Below are 26,558 nucleotides of genomic sequence, written 5' to 3'. Positions count from 1 at the left end.
ACTACTGATGCTAAAACAAAATTTACAACTCAAACTCGGGCAGAAATTAGCGCCGCAGCAAATACAGCTGATGAAGCTGATACAGCTGCACACCCTGGAATTTGAGGAAGAACTCGAGAGAGAGCTGGAGGAAAATCCTGCGCTGGAAAAAGTGAGCGAGGACGAAGGGGAGGACGAGAACTACGATGAACTGGGCGATGAATACGAGGACGAAGGCTCGGAAAGCATCGAGACGGATTTCGATGTGGATGAGTACCTTTTCGATGATGAGCCGAGCTACAAAACCGCATCAAGCAATTATTCGCCGGACGATGAGGAATACAATAATGAGAGCTTTCTGACGGAGGGCCAGACGATGTACGATTACCTGATTGAGCAAATCCGCTTGGTAAACATTGAGGACGAGGATTTGCAAATCGCGGAATATCTCATCGGGAACCTGGATAACGATGGCTATTTAAGGCGGGACATCAAGGCTGTGACGGACGATTTGGCGTTTTCGCAGGGCATCTACACCACGAAGGAAAAGGTGCAGGATGTTCTGGAAAATTATGTCCAAAAATTGGATCCACCTGGCGTAGGCGCAAGAGATCTGCAGGAATGCCTGCTGCTGCAAATCGAGAAGAAAGTGAGCGCAGATAAGGCTATAACGCTGGCTGCCAACATTCTTCGCAACCAATTTGATGCGCTGACCAACAAGCATTACAACAAGATAATGCAGAAGTACGATGTGGACGAGGATGACCTTCGTGATGCGCTGGATGTGATTTCCAAACTATCGCCAAAAGTGGGCGGAAACTTTGATACTCAGACGATTACGATCAACCAGGAAATTATTCCGGACTTCGTGATTCAGGTGAAAGACGGCGAGGTAATTCCGCTGCTGAACAGTAAAAACGCACCTACCTTGCGCGTTTCTGAAGAGTATAAGGAAGTGCTGCAGACCTATTCTCACGACAAGAAATCGCCGGAACATAAGCAGGCAGCGCTGTTCATCAAGCAAAAGCTGGACGCTGCGAAATGGTACATAGATGCCATAAACCAGCGGCAAAATACGCTGATGCAGACGATAACTGCCATCGTGAAACTGCAGAAGGAATATTTTCTAACCGGTGACGAAAAAACATTGAAACCTATGATCCTAAAGGATGTAGCGGATATTACCGGTTTTGATATCTCTACGATTTCCCGTGTAGTGAAAAGTAAATATGCTGATACGCCGAACGGAATTCTTTACCTGAAGGATTTATTTTCCGATAGTTTGACGAATGATGACGGTGAGGAAGTTTCCACGAAGGAAATCAAGACGCACCTTCAGGAAGCCATAGACAATGAAAATAAGCGAAAGCCTTATACAGACGATGCTCTGGTGGCAATTCTGAAGGAGAAAGGTTTCAATATCGCACGGCGCACCATCGCAAAATACCGCGAGCAAATGAACATTCCTGTGGCAAGATTACGGAAGGAATTGTAATTATGAATTTTTCAATATTTGAGCGAAAAAAATGCGAAATTCAAATTCAGGAAGTTCTGGCGCTGAACGGTGTCAGAATCTTTATTAAAAGGGAAGACCAGATTCATCCGCAGATTTCTGGGAACAAATTTTGGAAACTTTACTTCAACCTGAAAAACTACCTTGAAACAAAACCGGAAAATCCTATGGTGATTTCTTTTGGCGGTGCTTTTTCCAACCATATTTCTGCGCTCAGTTTTGCAGCGAAGAATTTGAGTATCAAAAGTTTAGGAGTAATTCGTGGTGAAGAATTGTCAAGGAAAATTCAGGAAAATCCGACGCTAAAATTTGCGGAAGAAAACGGAATGCAGCTCAGATTTGTCTCACGGGAAATTTACCGCCGCAAAGATATTTTAACCGAAAATCTTCAGCGTGAATTTCCAGATGCACTGATAATTCCGGGAGGCGGAACGAACGAAGCCGCAGTTTTGGGCGTGAAAATGATGCTGGATGAGCGGACGAAACATTTTGATTATCTTTGCTGTGCGGTAGGAACCGGCGGAACTTTGGCCGGTATTTCTCGATTTGCGGAAGCGCATCAGAAGGTGTTGGGTTTTCCCGTGGTGAAGGACGATTCCTTGAAACGGAAAATAGCGGAACTTTCGGGCAGGGAAAATTTTGAAATGATTCCAGCAGATTTCGGCGGTTACGGTAAAATCAGCGATGAAGTGGTGAACTTTATTAACGATTTTTACCAAAGAACGAAAATTCCGCTGGAACCGGTTTACACCGGAAAAATGCTGCTGAAGATTTTCCAACTTGCGGAAGAAAATTATTTCCCGAAAGGCTCGGAAATTCTGGCATTTCATACCGGTGGTTTGCAGGGAATTTCCGGTGCCAATGCCTTTCTGCAAAGGAAAAACCGACCGCAGATAAAATTTTGTCAATGAAAAAAATCTGTTTGGCGTCAGCGATTTTTTTGATGGCGCAGCTTTCGGCGCAAACCTGGAAAACCGAAGACCAGTACATCCAAAAATTCGCGCAGTTTGCCGTGGAAGAAATGGAAAAATACAAAATCCCGGCATCCATAAAACTAGCGCAAGGCCTGATAGAAACAGGCGGCGGACAAAGCAGGCTGGCACAGCAGGCCAACAATCATTTCGGGATAAAATGCAAAACGGAATGGACGGGCAGAACGATTTCGCACACTGATGATGCGCCGAATGAATGCTTCCGCGTGTATGACAGTGCGAGGCAATCTTACGAAGACCATTCCAAATTTCTTGCCGAAAGGCCTTATTACAAAGGGCTTTTTCTGCTGGATATGAAGGATTACAAGGCTTGGGCATACGGACTGAAAAAGGCAGGCTACGCCACAAATCCGAGGTATCCACAGATGCTGATTGACAAAATTGAGAAATACAGGCTTTACGAATTTGACAATTATTCTGCGAAGGAAGTTTTTGCAGCGCTCGTTCAGCGCTATCCAGAATTACAGAATGATCAGGCTTTCATCGCGCAAAATGAGCCGCCGAAACCAAAGCAGGAAGCCGTAACGCTGAAGGTGCCATACCAGCAGACTTCCTATGCCAAGCATCAGCAAACCGTGAAAGAAATGCGTGATGATAAGGCTTTGCTGAATTCTATCCTGGTGAAATCTCATCCGAACGGCGGCAAAAAATTCATCATCATTCCGGCAAAAACCGATGTGGGTGTCATTGCCCAAAAATTTGGAATTCGGGAAGCTCAGCTTTTAAAATGGAACGAACTTTCTACTACGCAACTTGCTGAAAATGAGATACTTTTCCTCGAAGGAAAATCAGTTAAAGGCACTGTACCAACTTATCAGGCGAAAAATGGCGATACGATGCACAGCATTTCGCAGAAATTTGGCGTGAAGGTTTCTAACCTTTATTCCCTCAACAGAATGAAACCGGGTGAACAGCCGAATATTGGACAAATCATTTATCTTCAAAACCGCAAACCGCGTTCGTAACTTAAACAAAATCAATGCTTTACCAAAGAAGTTCTGCCTTGTTCCGTGAGGCTCAAAATTATATTCCAGGCGGCGTGAATTCGCCGGTTCGTGCGTTCAAATCGGTGGGCGGCGTTCCAGTTTTTATGCAATCGGCAAAGGGTGCGTATTTGACGGATGCTGACGGGCGGCAATACATCGACTATATCAATTCCTGGGGACCAGCGATTTTAGGGCATACCCACCCGAAAGTTTTGGAGGATGTTCAGAAGCAGGCGGAGAACGGATTTTCCTTCGGAACGCCTACCGAACTGGAAACGGAAATCGCGAAACTTATCGTGGAAAATGTTCCGAACATCGATGAAATCCGGATGGTAAATTCCGGCACGGAAGCTTGTATGAGTGCGGTTCGTTTGGCGAGAGGTTTTACCGGTAGGGATAAAATCATCAAGTTTGAAGGCTGTTATCACGGGCATTCTGACGCATTTCTTATAAAGGCTGGAAGCGGTGCTGCAACTTTCGGAAATCCAAGTTCGCCCGGTGTTACTCAGGGAACGGCGATGGATACCTTGCTGGCGCAATTCAATGATATTGAGCAAGTTAGGGATTTATTTCGCCTGAACGAAGGAGAAATTGCTGCCGTGATCGTGGAGCCTGTGGCAGGAAATATGGGCTGCGTTTTGCCGGAAAATGATTTCCTGAAAAACCTTCGGAAAATCTGCGATGAAAACGGCGCACTTTTAATTTTCGATGAGGTGATGACTGGCTTTCGCCTGGCTTTTGGCGGCGCTCAGGAAGTTTTCGGCGTGGGTGCAGATTTGGTAACTTACGGCAAAGTGATTGGCGGCGGTTTGCCTGTGGGTGCGTTTGCTGGCCGGCGTGAAATTATGGAGCATCTTGCGCCGAATGGTGGTGTGTATCAGGCAGGTACGCTCAGCGGAAATCCTTTGGCGATGCGTGCCGGACTTTCAACTTTGGAGCTGATAAAATCGGATGAAAATATTTACAGCCGAATCAATAAAACGACTGAAACGCTGGACTTTGAAATCGGTAAAATATTGAATTCCAAAGGGATACAGCACCGAATTAATCGTAAAGGCTCGATGATGAGCATTTTCTTCCACATCAAATCTGTGGCGAATTTTGCGGAAGCTGCGGCAGCCAATCATCCGCTGTTCAACAACTTTTTCCATCAGCTTCTGAAGCAGGGCATCTACCTTCCGCCAAGCGGTTTTGAAACCTGGTTCATTTCCGATGCCATCAGGGAAGTTGAAATCGAGAAAACGCTGGAAGCTGTGCAGAAATTCGAGTATTAAAAGGCGCTAGAAAACAATTTAAGGAAATATGCCGCCAAAATAATCACCACATTTAGCACCGTTAAAACGGTGAGCGGTAATTTATAGGTATGCTTCCCATCAAAGTAAGCGATCACTGCTAAAATGCTGAAAATCAACATTGTATAAATTGCAGGCCAGGCTTGGAAGGCTTCGGAAAATTCGCCGTTCAGCAAAAGCCAAAATGAGCGCTGCGCACCACAACCTGGGCAATCAAAACCGGTGATGGCTTTGATAAGGCAGGGAATCATAAAGTCTTCGGCGTACATTGCGTTTTTCTTGGTGCAATTTTATGACTTTTTGCCCGAAAGTTTATTGTTTATTAATAATTGATTTTTGTTAATTTATTCGAATTTAACATCGATTACAAACTTTCTGGAATGGTTGTTGGAAAAAGGGAAAATGCAGCAGTAGCGTTTTGGGTAGGTGCGCTCTTCCACAATTGTTTAATTCATAAAAATTTCTATCTTTGCAGGACTTTCGGAAAAGGGAATCGCGTGGAAATCGCGAGCTGTCCCCGCAACTGTAAATCACGATTGAGGATTTCTCAAAGTTTGCCGCAATTTTTTGCCACTGTTGTAAAATGGGAAGGCGCGGCAAAGTGAAAGCCAGGAGACCTTGCTGAAAGTGCTCTAATAAAAAAGGCTTCGGTGGAAAGCCTGTGATTATGAACATCGGGAAACTGCATTTTTTCGCTGCGGCTTTGTTGCCCTGTGTTTCTGCTGCGCAGGAACGCATTATTGATACGGTGCAAATCATTGATCGTCAATTATTTAGCTCTGAAAAAACTCAGCGGCTTATCAAGATTTCCGATGAAGAAATTTCTAGGAATGCTTCCAATCTTTCGGAAGTTTTAAGATTTCAGTCGCCGATTTACATCAAAGAAAATGGCAGAGGGATGAGTTCTTCGCCGTCATTTCGTGGGACTACAGCGCAACAGACGGCATTTTTGTGGAACGGCATCAGCATCAATTCCATTTTTCTTGGGCAGGGCGATATTAACAATCTTGGGCTTCTGAGTTTTGATAATCTGGCGGTGAAACCTGGTGGCGGCAGCGTGATTTACGGTAGCGGTGCAATTGGCGGCACCGTTCATCTCAACAATGTTTTGAAGTACGATGAAGGCTGGGTGGGCAGGCTTTTTTTGGAATACGGCTCGTTTTCTACATTGAATTCTCTGGCGAAAATCAGTTTCAGTGATGAAGATTTCAGCGTGAATTTTTCGGCGGCGTACAATGAAAGTGCGAATGACTATGAGGTGCCGGAAAAGCGTTTCGTGATGCAGAATGCAGCGTATCGTAATACAAGTTTTGACTTTGGTGCCGGGAAAAAATTGGGAGGCTTTAATGAGGTTTTCTGGCAGACTCATTTTTTTGATGGTGAGCAGAATTTCCCGTTGCCTTCGGAAACATCGACGCCGACGAAATATGAAACCTATAATCTCCGCACAATGCTGGGCTGGAATTTTAGAAACAGAAAATTCACAAATCAGTTAGCAACGGCCTTTCTGGAAGAAAACTTCGATTATTTTTCGGATTCTACTCAACCGAAAACTAGCGGCGGAAAAGGGAAAACTTATCTGATAAAAAATGATTTTAATTTTCTTTTGACAAAAAAAATGGCATTAATTTTTTTGGGCGAATTCCGGAAAACCGAGGGTGAAGGTTTTAGTTCTGGAATTATAAATCCTCAAAGAAATTCAGGAAATATTGCGTTTTTGATAAAATGGAATTCTTTGCAAGATTTTTATTGGGAAGCAGGCGTAAAGAAAGAATGGGTGCAGCAACTTGAAACGCCGTTGCTTTATTCATCGGGATTGCGGTGGAAAGCTGCAGATTTTCATACAGTGAAAATTAATGCATCAAAAAACTTTCGCTACCCAACTTTCAATGACCTGTATTGGCAACCCGGCGGAAATCTGGACCTAAAATCCGAAATTTCTCATCAGGCTGAGCTGACCAATGAATTCCGATTCGGAAATTTTGAAATTTCGGCAACGCCATATTATATGGACATCCAGGATTTGATACAATGGGTGCCAACTTCGGTGGGATATTGGTCGCCGCAAAATGTTTCTCGGGTTAAATCTTACGGATTAGAATCCCAAATACTGTATCAGCAAGATGTTGATAATCACTACTTTAAAGCGTCGGTCATTTATTCCTATGCCATCTCAGAAAATCAGGAAACGGGAAGGCAACTGACCTATGTTCCAAGGCATAAGGCGGTTGGAAATCTGAATTATTCCTACAAAAATTTCGGGATGTTTCTACAGGGAATGTTTAATGGATTAACTTTTACAACCACCGATGAAAGCAGGGAAGAAGCGATTAATCCTTACTTTGTGATGAATTTAGGTGGCTTTGTGAAATTGATAAAAAAATACCAGTTTGGTTTTAAAATCCATAATCTAACCAATCAAGTTTATCAATCGGTGAGTGAATATTATTTACCGAAAAGAAATTACAGCATTAATCTTAACTTAACTTTTTAAAAATCAATAAATTATGAACACAAACAAAATTCTGAGATGGGTATTTGCTGCAAGTTTGGCAGTGACAGTTTCCTGCTCCGATGACAATGATCCAATCGCTCCAAAAGGCGCTTACGAAAACGGAATTCTGGTGGTAAATGAAGGGAATTTTACCAAGGGAAATGCGTCGGTTTCCTTCATTGATAACGGTGGAAAAATTTCCAACGACATTTACTCCGCGGAAAATAATGGCGAGAAAATCGGTGATATCCTCCAATCCATCAGCTTTAGCGACGATGATGCTTATCTGGTGGTGAATAATTCCAACAAGATTAATGTGGTGAACCGCTACACTTTTAAGAAGAAAGCGGAAATTATAAATGAGATGAAGCAGCCGAGGTATGCGGCCTTTTCCAGTAAAAATTTGTATGTGACGAGCAATGGCTACAATTCCACAAGTTTCGTTTACATTTATAATAAAAATAACCACGCTTTTTTGAAGAAAATTGAATTTCCAAGATATGCGGAGAAAATTGCGGAAGCCGGTGGAAATATTTTCGTGCAGACCGATGGCATCGCTTATTCGCCGACTACCTGGCAGCCTGTAGCTACAGGGCACACGATTTCGCGCATCAATGCCAACAGCAACGCGGTGGACAAGACGATTGAGTTGACTGACACGGGGATTATTAGGGATATGATTTCAGCGAGCGGTGCAGTGTATGTGCTGAGCTCCGATAGTGCGGAAAGTTTTGTGTACCGCATCAACGGCCAAAGTGCGGCGTTTGAGAAAATTTCGCTGGGATTTCCGAGCGCCCAGGATTTGGCTGCTGACGACGGAAAACTCTACATCCGTACGAACGAAAAAGTTTACAATATGCCGCTGCAATCGAATACGGCGCCTTCTTCAAGCGTGAAGATCCCTGCACAATCGGTATACGGTTTCAATGTGATTGACGGGAAAATCTACATTGCATCATCTACTTTCACGGAAAATTCTACGGTGTATGTGTATGATTTGGCCGGAAAGGAAATTCTTCAAACCAAGGCTGGAATGGGTGCTAATGGCTTTTATAAGAATTAAAAGCTGATAAACTTAGGCTTAAAATTTCCCTGCCGCTATATTTAGTTTGCAGGGATTTTTTAACTTTGTATCCAAATGAATACGAAATGTTCATAATTGAGAAAACAGCTGAGTTTGACCGCTGGTTTCGGAAGCTGAAGGATTTAACTGCAAGAGCAAAAATTTTGTTCAGAATACAGAAGCTGGAGAATGAAGGACATTTCGGTGACTGCAAACCTGTAGGCAACGGAATTAGTGAAATGCGCATCAATTTTGCAAAAGGCTATAGGGTTTATTTCAGAGAAACCAGTGGAAAGATTATTATTTTGCTAATTGGTGGTGATAAATCAAGTCAGCAAAAAGATGTTGAGAAAGCCAAGAAAATTTGGGAAAAAATTAAAAAATAGTATGGAAGTTTCAAGATTTGACATTGCGGATTATCTGGACAGCAATGAAATGATTGCTGAATATCTGAATGTAGTTCTGGAAGAAGGTGAGGATTCCGATGTTGTAATCGCTATTGGAAATGTGGCGAAAGCTATCGGAATGACGAAGATTGCGGAAGAAACCGGTATGAGCAGACCGAGTTTATACAAGGCTTTTTCTGACGGTGCAAAACCGCAGTTTTCTACGGTGATGAAAGTGCTGAAAGCAGTTGGCGGGCAGATAAAAGTGGAACCGATTACCGCTTGATTTATCCCTGCAAAACCAGCCCGATTTTCTCCGCTTCTTCGATGACGAATTTTGTGGCGGCGGGTTTTTCGTTGGGAATCTCGCCTTCAAGTATGGCTTCCTTCACCTTCTCTTTCAGGATGCCGATTTCCCGTGATGGCGGTATGCCGAACATTGCCATAATTTCTTCGCCGGAAACTGGCGGCTGAAAATTCCGGATTTGGTCGCGCTCTTCCACCTCGCGGATTTTTTCCAGCACATAGTCGAAATTTTTTCGGTAGCGTTTCTGCTTCGCCGCATTTTTCGTAGTGATGTCGCTTTTACAAAGGGTGAACAGGCTCTCCAAATCTTCGCCGGCATCGAAAACTAGCCTGCGCACCGCAGAATCCGTAACGCCGTCATCCACCAGGGCAATAGGCCTGGCGTGCATTTTCACCATTTTTTCCACGAACTTCAGCTCGTTTCCCATCGGTAATTTCAGTCGGCGGAAAATTTTCTTGACATACTTTGAGCCCTGAAATTCGTGGCCGTGGAAAGTCCAGCCGGTGCCTTCCACAAATTTTTTCGTCCAGGCTTTGCCAATGTCGTGAAGCAAGGCAGCCCACCTAAGCCACAGATTTTCAGTGTGTTGCGAAATATTATCAACCACTTCCAAAGTGTGGTAGAAATTATCTTTGTGCGAATGGCCTTCCACATATTCCACGCCTTTCAGCGCGGTAAGTTCTGGCAGGATGATTTGCAGAAGCCCGGTTTCTTCCATCAGTTTCAGGCCTTTTGATGGTTTTTCACTCATCAGAATTTTGTGAAATTCCACCATAATTCTTTCCATCGAAACAATCCTGATGCGCTCGGCTTCTTCGGAAATTGCCCGAAGAGAATTTTCCTCAATTTCAAAATCCAAAGTGCTGGCAAAGCGGATGGCACGCATCATTCTCAGCGGGTCATCGCTGTAGGTTTGCTTCGGTTCCAAAGGCGTTCTGATGATTTTCCGCTCCAGATCCTGAAGTCCGCCAAAAGGGTCAATCAGCTCGCCGAAATCATTTTGGTTTAATGAAATCGCCATCGCATTCACGGTGAAATCGCGGCGTTTCTGGTCGTCTTCCAAAGTGCCGGCCAGCACGCTGGGATTTCTGGAATCTTCGGAATAGCTTTCCCTCCTGGCGCCCACAAATTCCAGCTCCAAATTCTGGTGGCGAAACATCGCGGTGCCGTAGGTTTTGAATACGGCAACTTTGGCATTTGGGTTAATGCCTTTCGCCACGGCGTTTGCCAAAGCTATGCCGCTCTGCTCCGTTACGAAATCAATATCAGTGGAAGCTTTGCGCTTCATCAGCAAATCCCGCACGAAACCGCCCACGATGAAAACGGACATCCCTTCTTCCGCTGCCACCTGGGAAATCTGCTTGAAAAGCCGGAAGTTTTTATTCTGCGCAAGGCTGATTTTCATTAAAAATCTTCGTTTAATCTGCAAAGATACGCATTACGGTAGGCACGAAAAATTTTTCAGGTATGGATAAACACTGCAGAGTTTTTATCTTTGCATACTCGATTTATGCGAAAATCAGCAGTATTAGCAATTGCGGCATTTATACCAGCCTGCTTTTTTTCTCAGGAAATCCCACGGGATACCCTGAGCGTACCTGTGCGTGATTCCCTCTATCAGAAGATTGAGGATTTTTCAGAAAGGAACAAAACTTCCAGATTCTTTTATAAATTACTATTCCGGAATGTATCCGATAAGAAAGGAGCAAAGGACCTTATTCCGGAAAATCCTGAATTGTTCCGAGGTAAGCACATCCGGAAGATTAACATAGAAACATACGACCCGCTCGGCTTCGGCATTCCCGATGAAAATCAGCGCTGGTACGACCGATTGGGAAACCGCCTGCATGTGAAAACCCGTCCGGGTACGGTACGCAACTATCTGCTCTTCCGCCCTGGTGACGAGTACAGCCAGCAGGCACTCTATGAATCGGAGCGCTTGCTCCGTGCCACCCGTTTTGTACACCGGGTATCCATCCGCGCTGTGGACAGCACTGCGACGCGCGATTCGGTGGATGTAAATATCAGCCTGCGCGACAGCTGGAGCCTCCGCCCGATGGGCAGCGTGTCCGGAAGCAAAATCGGGTTCGGGCTGGAGGAGATGAATTTCCTCGGTCTCGGGCACGAGCTATCTGTCTACTACCGCAGGAATTTTAAGGAAAAGGAAGATTTCACAAGGACATATTATAAGGCTAATAATCTCTTCGGTACTTTTGTAGATTCAACAGTTTTCTGGGAGAGGGATATGGATGAAAATGAGTATGCCTACCTCTATGCTGGGAGAAATTTTATCTCCCCGCTGATGCGCTGGGCTGGCGGGGGCGGGCTTTATTTTTACAATTACTTTAAACGCATCCCTCCAGACTACCAAACGGCGCCGGAAAATATGCCGCTGGAGCCCATAAAATTCCACGCGCAGGAAGTCTGGGCAGGTTATCAGTTCCGCCTTTTTGCCCAGAATTCCAATACCGTGCGCAGCAACATCACGCTGGCGGCGCGCTTCCGCAATATGGCCTATGTAGATACGCCCGAAGAGTGGCTGGATCCGGAGGCGTATTTCAGTTCGCACCAGCTATACCTTGCGTCGGTAGGCTATACGCGCAGGAAATATCAGGTGTCTAAGAATATTTTTAATTTTAATCTTCCGGAAGATTTGCCATACGGATTGAAATATTCTGTGACAGCAGGCGCGATGAATGTAAAGGGCGGTAAGCTATTGCCCTATTTCGGCGGAGATCTAGGCTACGGCGCGCTGCTGGACTGGGGGATGCTGAATCAGAGGCTGCAGTATGGCACCTTTCTGCGAGACGGCGAAATGCACCGATCCACCTTCCGCTGGGACGGCACATTCTTCACGCCACTCAGGGATTACGGTAAGCTCAACCTGCGGCACTTTTTCTCGCATACCCTCGTGATGGGGGATAGGCGCAGCGCCACGCTTGCCGACCGCCTGAACATCAACAACCGGGAGGAATTTCCCAACTTCGATGAAGCCGTGGTGGGGCTGGATAAGCTGCTGCTGCGCTACCAGGCGCAGATATTTATCAATAAACCTTGGAAAAATTTTTACCTGAATCCTTACTTCAACGCGACTCTGGGATTCCTTGGCACAGATAAAAATCTATTCAAAAACCCGCCTAACTATAAATTTGCGGTGGGGATATTGCTGTACAACCCATATCTTGCCTTCAACCGCTTCCAGCTATCGCTGGCGTATTATCCTCGCAGGCCGTTTGAGGAAAAAGGGGATTTCAGGTTCAACGGCTACCGAAATTATTACATCCCCCTGAACACTTTTGAAATCAATGCGCCAGGCATCGTGCGCTACAGCGATATGCCGTACGGGTACTGATTGATAATTGGTAAACGATAATGGATAATTGATTTTCTCTGAGGTTATTACCTATTTTCCATGTTTACTCCCTCAGCACCTTCACTTTGCCATCCTGCCAAATCTGTATAACGGATGAGCCGCTGTATTGCGAAATCTTGTCGTGATGCCCCGGCACAATGTAGTCCACCGCATTTTTTATTTCATCGGAAATATCCGCAAACTTCGTTGGCGATTTTTGTCCGCTAAGGTTTGCCGATGTAGAAACCAAGGGTCTGTTCAGTTTGGAAATCAGTTTTTTGCAGAAATCATCCTTCGTTAATCGTATGCCGATGCTGCCGTCTTTCGCAAGGATTTCCTTGGGTAAATTTCGTGCCGCTTCGTAAACGATGGTAACCGGTTTTTCGGAAAGGTCGATAATCTGCCACGCCATTTCAGGCACATCCACCAAATCCTGCAGGCGTCTTTCGCTTTCCACCAAGATAATCATCGCCTTGCTTTGCTCCCGCTTTTTTATGTCGAAAATTTTCGCAATCGCTTCAGGATTCGTGGCATCGCAGCCAATGCCCCAAACCGTATCGGTAGGGTAGAGGATCGTGCCGCCGGAATTTATTACGCTGATGATTTCGTCCACTTTTTTTAGGATTGATGATGGATTGAACGGCTTATTCGCTTGAAGCCTATTTTGTTGCAAAATTACTCGCTAAATTTCCATACTCAGCCGTTTCCACACCTCATCCTTCAATGCTTCAATGCCTTCGCCTGTAACTGCGGAAAAAAACAGCGGCTTTTGGTTGTCGGGAAATTCCCGGGCGATTTCAATTTTCAAATCATCGTCCAGCAGATCAGCTTTGGAAACCGAAAGGATAAATTCCTTGTCCAAAAGTTCGGGATTGTACTTTCTCAGCTCGTTTTCCAGAATTTTAAATTCGTTCCAATGATTATCAGAATCCGCAGGAATGAGGAAAAGCAAAATCGAGTTCCTCTCAATATGCCGCAAAAATCGGTGTCCCAGGCCTTTGCCTTCCGCTGCACCCTCGATGATTCCGGGAATATCCGCCATCACAAATGAGCGGTAATTGCGGTAATTCACAATGCCGAGATTTGGCGTGAGCGTAGTGAAAGCATAATCCGCAATCTTCGGTTTTGCCGCGGAAACTGCCGCCAGAAGTGTAGATTTCCCTGCGTTCGGAAAGCCCACCAAACCCACATCTGCAAGCACTTTCAGCTCGAAGGTTACATAGCCCTCTTCGCCGGGTGTTCCAGGCTGTGCGTAGCGCGGTGTCTGGTTTGTAGCCGATTTGAAGTGCTCGTTTCCAAGACCGCCCAAACCACCTTTCTTTACCACAATTTCCTGCCCGTGCTCCAGAATTTCACCGATGATTTCGCCTTCCTCATCCTTCGCAATCGTCCCAATCGGCACCTCGATGAAAACATCCTGTCCGGCAGCACCGGTCAGCTGATTTTTGCCACCGTTCTCACCTCTGCCAGCCTTCAGGTGCCTCGTATAGCGCAGCGGCAGCAGCGTCCATTCGTGCGAATTTCCCTTCATAATGATGTTGCCTCCTCTGCCGCCATCACCACCATCTGGCCCGCCTTTCGGGATGTACTTTTCCCTGCGGAGATGCGCCGAGCCTGCGCCGCCGTGGCCTGCTGCACAATGGATTTTCACATGATCTACGAAGTTGTTCACGGAGTAAAATTGAAAGATTTAGAGATTTAGATAGGAAAACAGCAACAAATTTTTATTCTGATTTTAAACTTTTCGTAAATACTGAACATAATCTGCAACTTTTCTTACAAGGATTTTATGTTCCAAATCCGAAACTACAATTTCGACAATTAAATCATCCAAACCAAGATTTGGCAAAAGTTCCACCCCCTGTAAAGCTAAAAAGGTCAACATTGTGGAAACGGCAGTTCTTTTGTTTCCGTCAACAAAAGCGTGACTTTTCGAAATGGCAACCGCATACCACGCTGCGATTTCGAAAACATCGGTTACATTCTCGTAATAAATGTTCTGCTCAATACGCGATAAAGCACCGGCCAGTTTGTTTCTGTCAATACCGACAGCCCCACCTGTTTCAGCAATTATATTATCGTGGATAAGAATGATGGATTCAAGTTCAACGAAAGTCATTATCTGTCTTTCAGTGCTTCAATTTCAGTGCGGTGATCTCGAAGAATCCTTTTTGCGGTATTCAGTATCAGCCTCTGCGTTCCAGGATTTTTCGGATCAAGGTTCATAGGCACCACAGGTTCCGGCGGAAAGGCGCGCTTTTCCCCATCGTAAGTTTCAAGAAACTCACGGAAAGTCGGAATCTTTCTTTCAGGTTTATTCCCTACCTCTTCCATTTTCATTGCTTTGAAGCCTTAAACCTTGAGTATCAAACCTTAACCTTCAATGCTTTCCACCGCCCTGTAAAGGTTTTCCGCAATCGCATCAATTTCGCCCACGCCGTTTACTTCCACATATTTGTTCTGCTCTTTGTAGATGTCTGCAACCTCTGCGGTTTTAGCGTAGTATTCCTTGATTCTGTTGCGGATGATCAGCTCATCGCTGTCGTCGGTTCTGCCGCTTGTTGCGCCGCGCTCTATCAGCCTTTCCACCAGCACCTCATCTTCCACGATGAGCGATAGGCACACGGAAATTTCCGCAGCCAGGTGCTGCCGCACGATTTCATCCAGCGCAATGGCCTGCTGCCTTGTCCTCGGAAAGCCGTCGAAGATAAAGCCCTGTGTATCAGTAGGTTTCTTCAGCTCATCAATCAGCATATCAATGGTGATGTGGTCCGGCACAAGCTGACCGACATCGATGAAGGATTTCGCCAAAAGCCCAAGCTCCGTTTCGTTGCTCATATTCTCGCGGAAAAGTTCGCCCGTTGAGATTTGCTTCAGGTTAAATTTCTGCACCAGGTTCTTCGCCTGCGTTCCTTTGCCGCTTCCAGGAGGGCCGAAAAGTACGATATTAATCATCTGATAATCAATGGTTTTATTGTAAATTAGTCATTTATTTTTCCTTCGGAAAGCTGGTAAAGCTCTGGTAGGTTTCTGCCAAGTTCATCATAATCCAGGCCGTAGCCTACCACAAATTTATTCGGGATTTCCCGGCCTACATAATCCAGTTTGAAATCCTTTTTATAAACTTCCGGCTTCAGAAGGAATGTGGCGAGCTTCACGGATTTTGGCCGCTGAGTCTGCTCGAAATATCTGAACAGGTTTTCCACGGTATTTCCCGTATCCACGATGTCTTCCACGATGATGATGTGCCTGTCCTTGATGTCTTTCGTGAGTTCCATTTTTTGGTAAACGATGCCGGTGGACTGTGTGCCGATGTACGAACTCATCTGTAGGAAGGCGATTTCGCAAGGCCCAGGATATTGCCGGATTAAATCCGAGAAAAACATCACCACGCCGTTCAGAACGCCGATGAATACGGGCGTTTCATCTTTAAAATCTTCAAAAATTCTCAATGCCACATCCTTCACGATATCCTGGATTTCCGCGGAACTGATGAAGGGCACAAAATGCTTGTCGTGAACTTGTATCGCAGCCATCTTCTGAAGATTAGGAAGCAAATTTAGGGAAATTAAAAATGTTGCAATAAAAAAAAAGCGAGTTGCCCCGCCTTAAATGTTTTCACAACGGAATAATCCTTATTGTGAATTGCTTTCAAAATTTTTTTCTGCAGCAAATTTAAAAAAATTTTTACATATTCGCAAAATTTATTAAATTAGAAAAAAATTAGTATGAGCAAAACTATACTTGGATTGGATTTGGGAACGAATTCGATTGGATGGTCTTTGGTTAAAAGTGATTTTAACAATAAATCGGGAGAAATTCTTGGTGCTGGTGTAAGGGTTTTACCGATGTCGCAGGATATTATTGGTGATTTTGGCAAAGGAAATTCAATTTCACAAACTGCAGAACGAACGAGGTACAGAAGCGTGCGCAGGCTACGGGAGCGCTATCTGCTTCGCAGGGAAAGACTTCACAGAGTGCTGAATATTTATGGATTTTTGCCTGAGCATTATGCTTCGCAAATTGATTTCGATAAAAGGCTTGGAAAATTTAAAGCTAATTCTGAAACTAAACTGGCTTACGATGACGAGGGATTCATTTTCCAAAAATCTTTTCAGGAAATGCTGAATGATTTCAGAGATTCGCAACCAAATTTACTGGAGAATGACAAAAAAATTCCTTATGACTGGACAATTTATTACTTACGCAAAAAGGCCATTACTGAAAAAATAGAAAAAGGAGAATTGGCCTGGATTATTTTAAACTTCAATCAGAAACGCGGCTACTATCAGCTTCGTGGAGAAGAGGAAGCAGAGGTGCCAAATAAAAAGGTGGAATTTTATTCACTTTCGGTAAAAGATGTGGTGGCTGATGAAGCGCCTAACAGCAAAGGCGATACCTGGTATTCAATTATTTTGGATAATGGATGGGTTTACAGAAGATCAAGCAAGATTTCTTTGGACGATTGGATAGGGAAAGTAAAAGATTTCATCGTAACCACCGATTTAAGTGAGGACGGAAAAACTGAGAAAACTGACAGAGAAGGCAATGTGAAGAGAAGTTTTCGCGCGCCTTCAGAGGACGACTGGACCTTGATAAAGAAGAAAACCGAAAAAGATGTAGAGGATTCTCATAAAACAGTGGGTGCATACATTTACGACAACTTGCTGCAAAATCCCAAACAGAAAATAAAGGGTAAGCTAATCCGTACCATTGAACGGAAATTTTATAAAGATGAATTAAGGAAAATACTTCAAAAACAGCAGGAATTCCATCCAGAACTTAGAGATGAAAGTCTATTGAAATCAGCCATTGCAGATTTGTATAAAAACAACGAAGCACACAGAAACACGCTGGAAAAAAGAGATTTTGCACATTTTATTTTGGAGGATATTATTTTTTATCAGCGGCCGCTAAAAAGCCAAAAATCTTCGATTGCCAACTGCCCTTTAGAATTTAGAACTTTTAAGGATAAACAAGGGAATCAGCAGAAAGTATACCTGAAAGCTACACCAAAATCCAACCCATATTTTCAGGAATTTAGGCTTTGGCAATGGCTGCAGAATCTTTCGATTTACAGCAAACTTACTGATGAAAATGTGACTGCGGAATTTTTATCCGCAAGAGAAGATTATGTAGCGCTGTTCGAATTTCTGAATGACAAAAGGGAAATCACGCAAAATCAGCTGATTGAATTTCTAATCAAGAGAAAAAATAATATCAAGAAAGTCCCAAAGTCTGAAGTGGAAAAATATCGTTGGAATTTCGTTCAGGATAAAACATATCCGGGCAACGAAACAAGGGCGCTTATAAAATCCCGCCTTGAAAAAGTAAGCAATGTAACGGATGATTTTCTGGATAGGAATATTCAGGAATTATGGCATATCATTTATTCCGTAACGGACAAGCAGGAATATGAAAAGGCAATAAAATCCTATGCAGAAAAAAATTCCCTGAATGTTGAATCTTTCTACGAAGCCTTCCGAAAGGTGCCGCCTTTTAAAAGTGATTATGCTTCCTTCTCAGAAAAGGCGATAAAGAAACTGCTGCCTTTGATGAGGCTGGGAAAATATTGGAAATGGGATGAAATCGAAACTAATACTCAGGATAGAATACAGAAAATTATTGACGGCGAATTTGACGAAAAGATTGACGACAGAGTTCGGGAAAAAGCAGCTGCACTTAGCACGGAAGAGCATTTCCAAGGCTTGCCTTTATGGCTGGCTCAGTATGTAGTTTACGGCAGGCATTCTGAAACAGATGATATCGGAAAATGGAATTCATCTGCAGAGCTGGAATCTTTCATCAGTGAATTCAGGCAGCATTCTCTGCGAAATCCTATTGTGGAACAGGTAGTTACAGAAACTCTACGAGTTGTAAGAGATATTTGGGAAAAATTTGGAAACGGAGAAAAAGATTTCTTCTCAGAAATTCACATTGAGTTGGGCAGGGAAATGAAGCTGCCTGCCGATGAAAGGAAACGCCTTACCAACACCATCACCGAAAACGAGAATACCAACCTGAGAATAAAAGCACTTCTGGCTGAAATGGCTGCGGATAACAATGTGGAAAATGTGCGGCCATTCTCACCAATGCAGCAGGAATTGCTGAAAGTGTACGAAGAAGGTGTGCTACTTTCTCAGGAAAACATTGATGATGATATTATTAAAATCAGCAAAACGGCTCAGCCTTCTTCCGCGGATTTGAAAAAATACAAACTCTGGCTGGAACAAAAATACAGATCACCATACACAGGGCAAATTATTCCGCTAAACAAGCTCTTCACCACTGAGTATGAGATTGAGCACATCATTCCGCAAAGCCGCTATTTTGATGACAGCCTGAGCAATAAAATTATTTGTGAAACGGCGGTCAACAAGCTGAAGAGCGGACTTTTAGGATACAACTTCATCAGGCAGTTTGGCGGAAGCATTGTAGAATGTGGTTTTGGTAAAACAGTTACCGTTTCTCAGGAAGCCGCTTACAAAGATTTCGTGAATAAAACCTACGAGAAAAACCGGGCAAAGCGCAGCAAACTTTTGATGGACGAAATCCCGGAAAAAATGATTGAGCGGCAGATGAATGATACACGCTACATCAGCAAATACATTTCAAGCTTGCTTTCAAAAATTGTGCGTAATGATGTAAATGACGATGGCGTAAATTCCATAAATCTGGTGCAGGTTAATGGAAAAATTACCACGAGATTAAAGCAGGATTGGGGATTGAACGATGTATGGAATGACCTGATTTTACCGCGGTTCGAAAGAATGAACAGTATCACGAATTCATCAGATTTTACTGCGTGGAATGAAAACCATCAGAAATATTTGCCAACAGTTCCCATTGAATTATCCAAGGGCTTTTCCAAAAAGAGAATCGACCACCGCCATCACGCTTTGGATGCAATCGTGATTGCCTGCGCTACGAAGGATCATATCAACCTGCTCAATAATCAGTCCGCAAAGTCTGATACGAAGCGTTATGATTTGAAACGCAAACTGATGACTTTTGAAAAAGTAAAATATACAGATGCACAGACCGGTAAAGAAGTAGTAAAAGATGTGCCGAAGCTGTTCCTAAAACCTTGGGAAACATTTACGAAGGATGCTAAAGATTGCCTGGTAACAATGGTCATAAGCTTCAAGCAGAATTTGCGCGTCATCAATAAAGCGACAAATTACTACGAAAAGTATGTAGAAGAAAATGGTGAAATGGTGAAAAAATCCGTAGCGCAAACCGGAACGAACTGGGCAATCAGAAAGCCGATGCATAAGGAAACTGTTTCAGGATTAGTGGAACTTCCCTGGCTTAAAATTCCAAAAGGTAAAATAGCTACCGCCACGAGAAAAGCAGTGGATGCAACTTTCAATTTAAAGACCATAGCATCAATTACTGACACAGGCATTCAGAAGATTTTGAAAAACTACCTGCAGGCAAGGGGAGGTAATCCAGAAATTGCATTTTCGCCGGAAGGGATAGCAGAAATGAATGCCAATATTGAGAAATACAATGACGGCAAATACCACCAGCCGATATTTAAAGTACGGATTTTTGAAGTGGGAAATAAATTTCCGCTTGGCTATAAAGGAAACAAAAAGGATAAATTTGTAGAAGCGGCCAAAGGCACCAATTTATTCTTTGCGGTTTATCAGTCTGAAGACGGAAAGCGAAGTTTTGAAACCATCCCGCTGAATGAAGTTATAGAACGGCAGAAGCAGGGCTTGCCAAGTTGCCCGGAAGAAAATGCAAAAGGCGAGAAATTGCTGTTTTCACTTTCACCGAATGATTTGGTATATGTCAATGAATCCAACATTGATTTACCTGATACTTTTAGAGATTTAGAGAGGATTTATAAAATTGTGAGTTTTACTGGAAATCGCTTATATGGTGTTCCGTATTATGCTGCAAAAGCCATTTATGATAAAGTGGAATACACTCAACTCAATAAGGTGGAATTTGCATTAACTGGTGAGTCTATTAAATTGAACTGCATCAAACTCAATGTTGATAGGTTAGGAAATATTTCTAAAGCAAACATCTAATGCTCTACCGCTCTATCTATATCGGCAATCCAGCTTACCTGAAGCTGAAAGATTTTCAGATGAAGATTTTTTGCCCGGAAACGAAGGCGGAAAAAGGAAGCATACCAATAGAAGACCTCGGTTTGCTGATGCTCGATCATTGGCAAATCACCCTTTCTCACCAGCTCATCCAGCATTTGATGAGCAATAATGTGGTGGTCATTTCCTGCGATGCTTCCCACCTTCCGCACGGCATTATGCTGCCGATGTACGGCCATACAGAGCATTCCGAAAGAGCAAAATACCAGCTGGAGGCAAGCGAGCCTTTGAAAAAACAACTGTGGAAACAAACCGTGGAAGCAAAAATTTTGAATCAGGCAGAGCTTCTGAAAAGGCTGGGAAAATATTACGAACCGATGCATACTTACCGCAGCAGCGTAAAGAGCGGTGACGCTACCAATATGGAAGGCATTGCGGCGCAGCATTACTGGAAGCACCTCATTTCGTATGATTTTCTGCGCCATCGTTTTGGCAGTTCGCCCAACCAGTTTTTCAATTTCGCCTACTCGGTTTTACGCAGCATCGTGGCAAGGGCTATCGTGGAAACGGGGCTTTTGCCGGTGCTCGGAATTTTCCACCGAAACAAGTACAATCCCTATTGCCTTGCCGATGATCTGATGGAGCCTTACAGGCCTTTCGCCGATGCATTGGTGATGGACTGGCTCACGAAAAATCCAGAAGGAGAGGAGCTAACGAAGGAATTCAAGGCACACATCCTGAACATCGCGACCAAGGATGTAACAATAGACGGCGTGCGAAGGCCGCTGATTGTGGCAGTGAAAGCCACGGCAACTTCTGTTTACAAATGTTTCACCGCCGAAAAGCGGCTGATTTCCTATCCTGAATTTTGTGCAAATGACTGCCGATGAATTCCGACAGATTCAATGCCTACCGCATTATGTGGGTGCTCGTGTTATATGATTTGCCCGTGGATACGAAGGCCAATATGAAGGCGGCGAACCTTTTCCGGAAAAGGCTTGTGGACGATGGCTTTGCGCTGTTTCAATTCTCGATGTACATACGGCATTGCCCAAGCAGGGAAAATGCGGAGGTGCACATCAGGAGGGTAAAATCCATTCTGCCGAAAGCAGGGAAGGTGGCGATACTCTGCATTACGGACAAGCAGTTTGGCGACATTGAAATTTTTGAATCCAGGAAGGAAGAACTTCCGCCGCCCACATATCAGCAGCTGGAATTATTCTGAAAATTTCAATTCTAAAAACAAAAGCAACCCGCTGATTTTTAGCGGGTTATCTTTTGAGGTTGTGATTAATCACAAAAATAAAAAATCTGAAAGCAATTCACAACTTAATTAAATTCCAATTGTTTCCTATGGTTGTTGTGATTAATCACAAAAATAAAAAATCTGAAAGCAATTCACAACCGGAACGAACAACGAAACCGTAAGAACGAAGTTGTGATTAATCACAAAAATAAAAAATCTGAAAGCAATTCACAACCATATTCGGTTTCTTTAGGCACCGCAGTGAGTTGTGATTAATCACAAAAATAAAAAATCTGAAAGCAATTCACAACACTCAAGGTTTCTTATTATCCCGTAGAACTGTTGTGATTAATCACAAAAATAAAAAATCTGAAAGCAATTCACAACAGCCTCGTGCTTTTGTTTTTTCTTTTTCAGGTTGTGATTAATCACAAAAATAAAAAATCTGAAAGCAATTCACAACCCAAAACCCAAACAGTCAAGACGGGGCGTAGTTGTGATTAATCACAAAAATAAAAAATCTGAAAGCAATTCACAACATACCGCAATATGCATCCCTGCACATAAACGTTGTGATTAATCACAAAAATAAAAAATCTGAAAGCAATTCACAACGAATTGCCGATGTGGTCAAAGGCGTTAATGGTTGTGATTAATCACAAAAATAAAAAATCTGAAAGCAATTCACAACAATTAAAACTTCTCTCAATTCCCAAAAGTTGTTGTGATTAATCACAAAAATAAAAAATCTGAAAGCAATTCACAACCTCGAAAAGGTCGCCAGCTTTAACGATGCAGTTGTGATTAATCACAAAAATAAAAAATCTGAAAGCAATTCACAACTGTGCCAGGCATTGATGGTGTCGTCGTACTGTTGTGATTAATCACAAAAATAAAAAATCTGAAAGCATTACTAACAATATAATCCGTAACTCAGAAAAAAATTATTAGGAACATTTTTTCTACTTTAGCCGGGAAAAAAGCATTAATCTTAAGCAAATGAATAACCCAAAAAATCCAATCACCCAGCTCTTCGGGATTCGCTATCCCATCATTCAGGGGGGGATGATTTGGCATTCCGGTTGGCGTTTGGCTTCCGCGGTATCAAACTGCGGCGGTCTCGGTTTGCTTGGCGCCGGAAGTATGTATCCCGATATTTTGCGGGAAAATATTCAGAAATGCAAAAAGGCTACGGATAAACCTTTCGGCGTGAATGTGCCGATGCTTTACCCAAACCTTGAGGAAATCATCCAGATTATTTTGGAAGAAGGCGTGAAAATCGTGTTCACTTCTGCAGGAAACCCGAAAACTTACACGGAAACATTGAAGAAGGAAGGGCTGAAAGTAGCCCACGCAGTTTCATCCACAAAATTTGCGCTGAAGTGCGAAGAAGCCGGTGTAGATGCGATAGTTGCCGAAGGATTTGAAGCGGGGGGGCACAATGGAAGGGATGAAACCACCACGCTTTGCCTGATACCGAATGTGCGGCGCAATGTTTCCACACCGCTGATTGCAGCAGGCGGAATTGCAACCGGTGCACAGATGAAAGCGGTGATGATGCTGGGTGCTGATGCCGTGCAAATCGGTTCGCGTTTTGCGGCGACTGATGAAGCGAGCGCGCATGATAATTGGAAGCAGAAAATTACCGAAATTGGTGAAGGCGATACATTCCTGACGCTGAAGGAATTGGCGCCGGTTCGATTGGTGAAAAATCAGTTTTTCGGTGAGCTGGAAGAAATTTACAACAGCGGAAGAAATGCGGAAATTCTTCGCGAAAAACTGGGAAGGGCAAGGGCAAAGCGCGGAATGTTCGAAGGCGATTTGGAAAACGGCGAGCTTGAAATAGGGCAGGTTTCAGCATTGATAGATGAAATTTTGCCTGTGGAAAAAGTATTCGAAAATCTGCTGAGAGAATTTCGAGAAACCGAAGATATTTCCATCTGATGGAAGACCGCGCACTGCTGGATTTGATTGAAGCGGCGAAGAATAAGGATCGCAAAGCGCAGACGAAACTCATCAACCAGTATTGGCTACCGGTTTTTTCTTTTGTGCTGAACAAGGTGCAGGATGAAACCGTGGCAGATGAAATTACCGTGGCAGTTTTTTCAAAAGTTCTCAACAAACTGGAACTTTACGATTTAAATTTTCATTTTAAAACCTGGATTCTTACGATTGCACAAAATTCCGTAATTGATTTTTGGCGAAAGCAAAAGCGCAGTCAGAATGAAGAGAGCTTCAGTGATTTGAACAGCATCAAAAATGATTTTGCCCGTTCACCGGAAGAGCTTTTAATTTCCGATGAAGAGCAGGAAAGAATTCTGCGTGCCATAGAAAGTTTGGATGCTAATTATCAGGAAATCATTAGGTTACGGTTTTATGAAGAGAAAAGCATCAAGGAAATTGCCGAAGAATTGGGCATTTCCATTTCCAACACGAAAGTTCGGATAATGCGCGGAAAAAAAATCCTGAGCGATTTGCTGAGAAGTTCCGAGGAAATTTAGCATAAAAAAACCGCCTTTTTTCGGCGGTTTCATTTTTCATTTTTACCAGATTTTCACGCGGTCTTCAGGTTTCCGGTAGAGCTTGTCGCCAGGCTTAATGTCGAAGGCTTTGTAAAAAGCATCGATGTTGGTAAGCGGCGCAAAAGCCCTGTAATAGCCTGGTGAATGCGGATCCGTCTTCACCTGATTTACCACATATTGGTCGGTAGATTTCGTGCGCCAAACCGTAGCCCAGCTCATAAAAAATCTCTGATCCTGGGTAAAGCCATTGATTTTCCCAGGGTTGTCGTGGTCCTTCAGGTAAAGTTGCAGAGCATCGTAAGCAACGCTTGCACCTCCTAAATCACCAATGTTTTCGCCACTCGTAAATTTCCCGTTGATGAAGCTGCCTTTCACTGGCTCATATTTGCTGAACTGCTCTGCCAGTGCTTCTACCTTGGCATCAAAGTTTTTACGGTCTGTATCTGTCCACCAGTTATTCAAATTTCCGTCGCCATCAAACCGTGAACCGCCGTCATCAAAGCCGTGCGAAATTTCGTGCCCGATCACCGCGCCAATTCCACCGAAATTCACGGCAGGGTCTGCCTTGAAATTGAAAAACGGCGGCTGAAGAATTGCAGCAGGGAAAACAATTTCATTATAACTGCTTGAGTAGTAAGCGTTTACAGTTTGCGGCGTCATACCCCATTCCGTTTTGTCCACTGGCTTTCCTACCTTGTCCAGCTTGCGCTGATAATGCCAGCGCGAAATATTTTCCATATTGTCATAAAGGCTTGCACCGTCTTTCGGCGAATTGATGGTAAGCGCAGAATAATCCTTCCATTCGTCTGGATAGGCCACTTTCACCGTAAATTTTGAGAGCTTTTCCAGGGCCTTAGTTTTCGTTTCGGGCGACATCCAGTCCAGTTCCTTTATGTGCATTTCATAGCTCTTCATCAGGTAGCTTATCAGTTCTTCCATTTTTTCCTTGGCTTCCGCAGGGAAGTACTGTTCCACATAAAGTTTCCCGAAAGCTTCGCCCAAGGAACCGTTCACCATCGAAAGCGCCCGCTTATTCATCGCCCGTTGCTCTTTTTGGCCCTGTAGATATTTCGCGTAGAAATTAAAATTCACATCGTCCGTTCTCTTGTCCAGGTAACTTGCATTGCTCGCCAAAAGCCGGTATTTCATATAGTTTTTCAGCAATGGCAGATTCTGCTGATTGATGAACTGGTCAAGGTTTTGGTAATATTTCAGCTCACCGATGATCACCCTATCCGTTTGAACGCCCACCGTTTTCAGATATTTTGGCAAATTGACATTTTTAGCCAAAGTCCCAAGCTCTGCCACAGTTTTCGGATTGTAACGCCTATTGGCATCACGGCCTTCTTCCAAAGTCAGCAGGCTTTTCGCCATCCTTTTTTCAAAATCTACGATTTGCCGCACAGCATTGGCATCGCTAATCTGCAAAATATCAAGCATTTGCCCTACAAATTTCTGATATTCGGCCAGCGTTTTAGCATTAGCCTCATTCTCTTTTTGGTAATAATCCTTACCTAAACCAAGGCTCGGCCCACCAAGATAAACGGCGTTCATATTGGAATTTTTCATATCCGCCGCAGCGTACCAATTGTAGAATGGATTATCGCCAGTCAATGTCGCTTTGTTGATATAGGATTGAAATTCAGCAAGATTTTTGATGTTGTCGATTTCCGCTAACTGATTTTTCAGCGGAGAAATTCCAAGAGCGTTGCGCTTTTCCAAATCCATATAGGTGGCGTACAAATCCTGAATCTTCTGGCCTTCGCTGCCCTTAGCATAAGTTTTGGAATTGATGTCTTCCAAAATATTAAGTGATTGATTATCAGTATTTTCCCTAAGTTCGTTGAAGGAACCCCAGCTTGATTTATCGGCCGGAATTTCCGCCTGTTTATACCAGCCGCCGTTTACAAACGAGAAGAAATCATCCTGCGGACGAACGCTTCTGTCCACATATTCCAGGTTCAGCCCAACATCCTGAATTTTTGTATCTGATTGATTTTCAGTGCGTTCTGCTTTTGAAATTTTAGCATTTTGGTTGGTAGCGCAGGAATTCAGCGCCAGCATTCCGGAAAAAGCCAGTGCAGCCATCGAAAGTTTTTTCATCTCAAAATCATTTTAACTTCCAAAGTTAGTAAAAAGGGACAAGAGCCAAGTAAAAAGGCTAAAGAAAAGTAAATGTTGTCACGCTGGGCTTGTCCAAGCGTTACAGTTTTTAAAAATGCAACGCTCTGTCTCAGTGTTTTAATAAAAAATAATCACCGTGCCGCTGTGTTTTATTTTTTGCAGAAAATCTTTTTGTAACTCACTGTTTCTCAGTGTTTTAACAGATTAAACTAAAAGTATGCCGTGCCGCTGTGTTTAAA

At 43.6% G+C, this 26,558-nt stretch carries 23 protein-coding genes, 1 CRISPR repeat array and 1 riboswitch; of the genes, 14 read left to right on the top strand and 9 right to left on the bottom strand.

Annotated elements, in window-relative coordinates:
- Positions 1 to 7 precede the first annotated feature (7 nt).
- From rpoN to hemL, 4 genes are read left to right on the top strand one after another with little or no spacing between them, the layout of a single operon-like run.
- A complete protein-coding gene (gene rpoN, locus IMZ16_RS02875; protein ID WP_193440411.1) occupies positions 8 to 1,474 on the top strand; it encodes an RNA polymerase factor sigma-54 in 1,467 nt (488 codons plus the stop codon).
- A 2-nt stretch (positions 1,475 to 1,476) separates the two neighbouring features.
- Complete coding sequence (locus tag IMZ16_RS02870; protein ID WP_193440410.1) at positions 1,477 to 2,403, top strand: 1-aminocyclopropane-1-carboxylate deaminase/D-cysteine desulfhydrase; 927 nt, start codon at positions 1,477 to 1,479, stop codon at positions 2,401 to 2,403.
- Positions 2,400 to 3,449: a glucosaminidase domain-containing protein gene (locus tag IMZ16_RS02865; protein WP_193440409.1), complete on the top strand. Its 1,050-nt coding sequence runs from the start codon at positions 2,400 to 2,402 to the stop codon at positions 3,447 to 3,449. The genes IMZ16_RS02870 and IMZ16_RS02865 overlap by 4 nt, the downstream gene beginning before the upstream one ends.
- 14 nt (positions 3,450 to 3,463) lie before the next feature.
- Positions 3,464 to 4,744: a glutamate-1-semialdehyde 2,1-aminomutase gene (hemL, locus tag IMZ16_RS02860; protein ID WP_193440408.1), complete on the top strand. Its 1,281-nt coding sequence runs from the start codon at positions 3,464 to 3,466 to the stop codon at positions 4,742 to 4,744.
- Here the strand turns inward: hemL and IMZ16_RS02855 are convergent.
- Positions 4,741 to 5,031 carry a DUF2752 domain-containing protein gene (locus tag IMZ16_RS02855; RefSeq protein WP_193440407.1) on the bottom strand — a complete coding sequence of 97 codons (291 nt, stop codon included), beginning with the start codon at positions 5,029 to 5,031 and terminating at the stop codon, positions 4,741 to 4,743. The genes hemL and IMZ16_RS02855 overlap by 4 nt on opposite strands.
- A 184-nt stretch (positions 5,032 to 5,215) precedes the next feature.
- Positions 5,216 to 5,401: riboswitch (cobalamin riboswitch) on the top strand.
- A gap of 28 nt (positions 5,402 to 5,429) precedes the next feature.
- Between IMZ16_RS02855 and IMZ16_RS02850 the strand changes: the two genes are divergently transcribed.
- The 4 genes from IMZ16_RS02850 (at position 5,430) to IMZ16_RS02835 (ending at position 8,991) form a co-directional block, all read left to right on the top strand.
- Positions 5,430 to 7,256 carry a TonB-dependent receptor plug domain-containing protein gene (locus IMZ16_RS02850; protein WP_193440406.1) on the top strand — a complete coding sequence of 609 codons (1,827 nt, stop codon included), beginning with the start codon at positions 5,430 to 5,432 and terminating at the stop codon, positions 7,254 to 7,256.
- 13 nt (positions 7,257 to 7,269) lie between these two features.
- Positions 7,270 to 8,319 carry a YncE family protein gene (locus IMZ16_RS02845; RefSeq protein WP_193440405.1) on the top strand — a complete coding sequence of 350 codons (1,050 nt, stop codon included), beginning with the start codon at positions 7,270 to 7,272 and terminating at the stop codon, positions 8,317 to 8,319.
- A gap of 65 nt (positions 8,320 to 8,384) precedes the next feature.
- Positions 8,385 to 8,705, top strand: coding sequence for a type II toxin-antitoxin system RelE/ParE family toxin (locus IMZ16_RS02840; protein WP_227411549.1), 321 nt, complete (start codon positions 8,385 to 8,387; stop codon positions 8,703 to 8,705).
- A 1-nt stretch (position 8,706) separates the two neighbouring features.
- Complete coding sequence (locus IMZ16_RS02835) at positions 8,707 to 8,991, top strand: addiction module antidote protein (RefSeq protein ID WP_073180424.1); 285 nt, start codon at positions 8,707 to 8,709, stop codon at positions 8,989 to 8,991.
- 1 nt (position 8,992) lies between these two features.
- Here IMZ16_RS02835 and IMZ16_RS02830 read toward each other — a convergent pair whose 3' ends face one another.
- Positions 8,993 to 10,417, bottom strand: a complete 1,425-nt coding sequence (locus tag IMZ16_RS02830; RefSeq protein ID WP_193440404.1) for a CCA tRNA nucleotidyltransferase — start codon at positions 10,415 to 10,417, stop codon at positions 8,993 to 8,995.
- Positions 10,418 to 10,522: 105 nt separating this feature from the next.
- On the opposite strand from IMZ16_RS02830, the gene IMZ16_RS02825 reads away from it, so the two are divergent.
- Positions 10,523 to 12,364: a hypothetical protein gene (locus IMZ16_RS02825; protein ID WP_193440403.1), complete on the top strand. Its 1,842-nt coding sequence runs from the start codon at positions 10,523 to 10,525 to the stop codon at positions 12,362 to 12,364.
- A 64-nt stretch (positions 12,365 to 12,428) separates the two neighbouring features.
- On the opposite strand, the gene IMZ16_RS02820 is transcribed toward IMZ16_RS02825, so the two are convergent.
- From IMZ16_RS02820 to hpt, 6 genes are all read right to left on the bottom strand, one after another.
- Complete coding sequence (locus IMZ16_RS02820; protein ID WP_193440402.1) at positions 12,429 to 12,977, bottom strand: L-threonylcarbamoyladenylate synthase; 549 nt, start codon at positions 12,975 to 12,977, stop codon at positions 12,429 to 12,431.
- 69 nt (positions 12,978 to 13,046) lie between these two features.
- On the bottom strand, positions 13,047 to 14,036 hold the full coding sequence (gene obgE / locus IMZ16_RS02815; protein ID WP_193440401.1) for a GTPase ObgE: 990 nt from the start codon (positions 14,034 to 14,036) through the stop codon (positions 13,047 to 13,049).
- Between the two features lie 63 nt (positions 14,037 to 14,099).
- A complete protein-coding gene (locus IMZ16_RS02810; RefSeq protein ID WP_073180415.1) occupies positions 14,100 to 14,483 on the bottom strand; it encodes a type II toxin-antitoxin system death-on-curing family toxin in 384 nt (127 codons plus the stop codon).
- The gene (locus tag IMZ16_RS02805) at positions 14,483 to 14,704 is read right to left on the bottom strand and encodes a hypothetical protein (RefSeq protein WP_073180413.1); all 222 of its coding nucleotides are present in this window, start codon (positions 14,702 to 14,704) and stop codon (positions 14,483 to 14,485) included. The genes IMZ16_RS02810 and IMZ16_RS02805 overlap by 1 nt, the downstream gene beginning before the upstream one ends.
- 33 nt (positions 14,705 to 14,737) lie before the next feature.
- Complete coding sequence (locus tag IMZ16_RS02800; RefSeq protein WP_193440400.1) at positions 14,738 to 15,319, bottom strand: adenylate kinase; 582 nt, start codon at positions 15,317 to 15,319, stop codon at positions 14,738 to 14,740.
- A 26-nt stretch (positions 15,320 to 15,345) separates the two neighbouring features.
- Entirely contained in the window at positions 15,346 to 15,900 is a 555-nt protein-coding gene (gene hpt / locus IMZ16_RS02795; protein ID WP_193440399.1) for a hypoxanthine phosphoribosyltransferase, read from the bottom strand.
- A gap of 192 nt (positions 15,901 to 16,092) precedes the next feature.
- Here hpt and cas9 point away from each other — a divergent pair, with 192 nt between their 5' ends.
- The 5 genes from cas9 (at position 16,093) to IMZ16_RS02770 (ending at position 24,174) form a co-directional block, all read left to right on the top strand.
- Entirely contained in the window at positions 16,093 to 20,409 is a 4,317-nt protein-coding gene (cas9, locus tag IMZ16_RS02790; RefSeq protein WP_193440398.1) for a type II CRISPR RNA-guided endonuclease Cas9, read from the top strand.
- Positions 20,409 to 21,317 (top strand): type II CRISPR-associated endonuclease Cas1, encoded by a 909-nt coding sequence (gene cas1, locus IMZ16_RS02785; RefSeq protein WP_193440397.1) that lies wholly within the window; start codon positions 20,409 to 20,411, stop codon positions 21,315 to 21,317. The genes cas9 and cas1 overlap by 1 nt, the downstream gene beginning before the upstream one ends.
- Positions 21,314 to 21,652, top strand: coding sequence for a CRISPR-associated endonuclease Cas2 (gene cas2, locus IMZ16_RS02780; protein WP_073180405.1), 339 nt, complete (start codon positions 21,314 to 21,316; stop codon positions 21,650 to 21,652). The genes cas1 and cas2 overlap by 4 nt, the downstream gene beginning before the upstream one ends.
- A 58-nt stretch (positions 21,653 to 21,710) precedes the next feature.
- Positions 21,711 to 22,592: direct repeats of the CRISPR family, unit length 46 nt; unit sequence GTTGTGATTAATCACAAAAATAAAAAATCTGAAAGCAATTCACAAC.
- An 80-nt stretch (positions 22,593 to 22,672) separates the two neighbouring features.
- Complete coding sequence (locus IMZ16_RS02775) at positions 22,673 to 23,617, top strand: NAD(P)H-dependent flavin oxidoreductase (protein ID WP_193440396.1); 945 nt, start codon at positions 22,673 to 22,675, stop codon at positions 23,615 to 23,617.
- The gene (locus IMZ16_RS02770) at positions 23,617 to 24,174 is read left to right on the top strand and encodes an RNA polymerase sigma factor (RefSeq protein WP_193440395.1); all 558 of its coding nucleotides are present in this window, start codon (positions 23,617 to 23,619) and stop codon (positions 24,172 to 24,174) included. The genes IMZ16_RS02775 and IMZ16_RS02770 overlap by 1 nt, the downstream gene beginning before the upstream one ends.
- Before the next feature lie 42 nt (positions 24,175 to 24,216).
- Here IMZ16_RS02770 and IMZ16_RS02765 read toward each other — a convergent pair whose 3' ends face one another.
- Complete coding sequence (locus IMZ16_RS02765) at positions 24,217 to 26,298, bottom strand: M13 family metallopeptidase (RefSeq protein WP_193440394.1); 2,082 nt, start codon at positions 26,296 to 26,298, stop codon at positions 24,217 to 24,219.
- Positions 26,299 to 26,558 lie beyond the last annotated feature (260 nt).

The organism is Cruoricaptor ignavus (assembly GCF_014961145.1).
Lineage (GTDB): Bacteria > Bacteroidota > Bacteroidia > Flavobacteriales > Weeksellaceae > Cruoricaptor > Cruoricaptor ignavus.
This window is presented reverse-complemented; position numbering and strand designations above follow the sequence as displayed.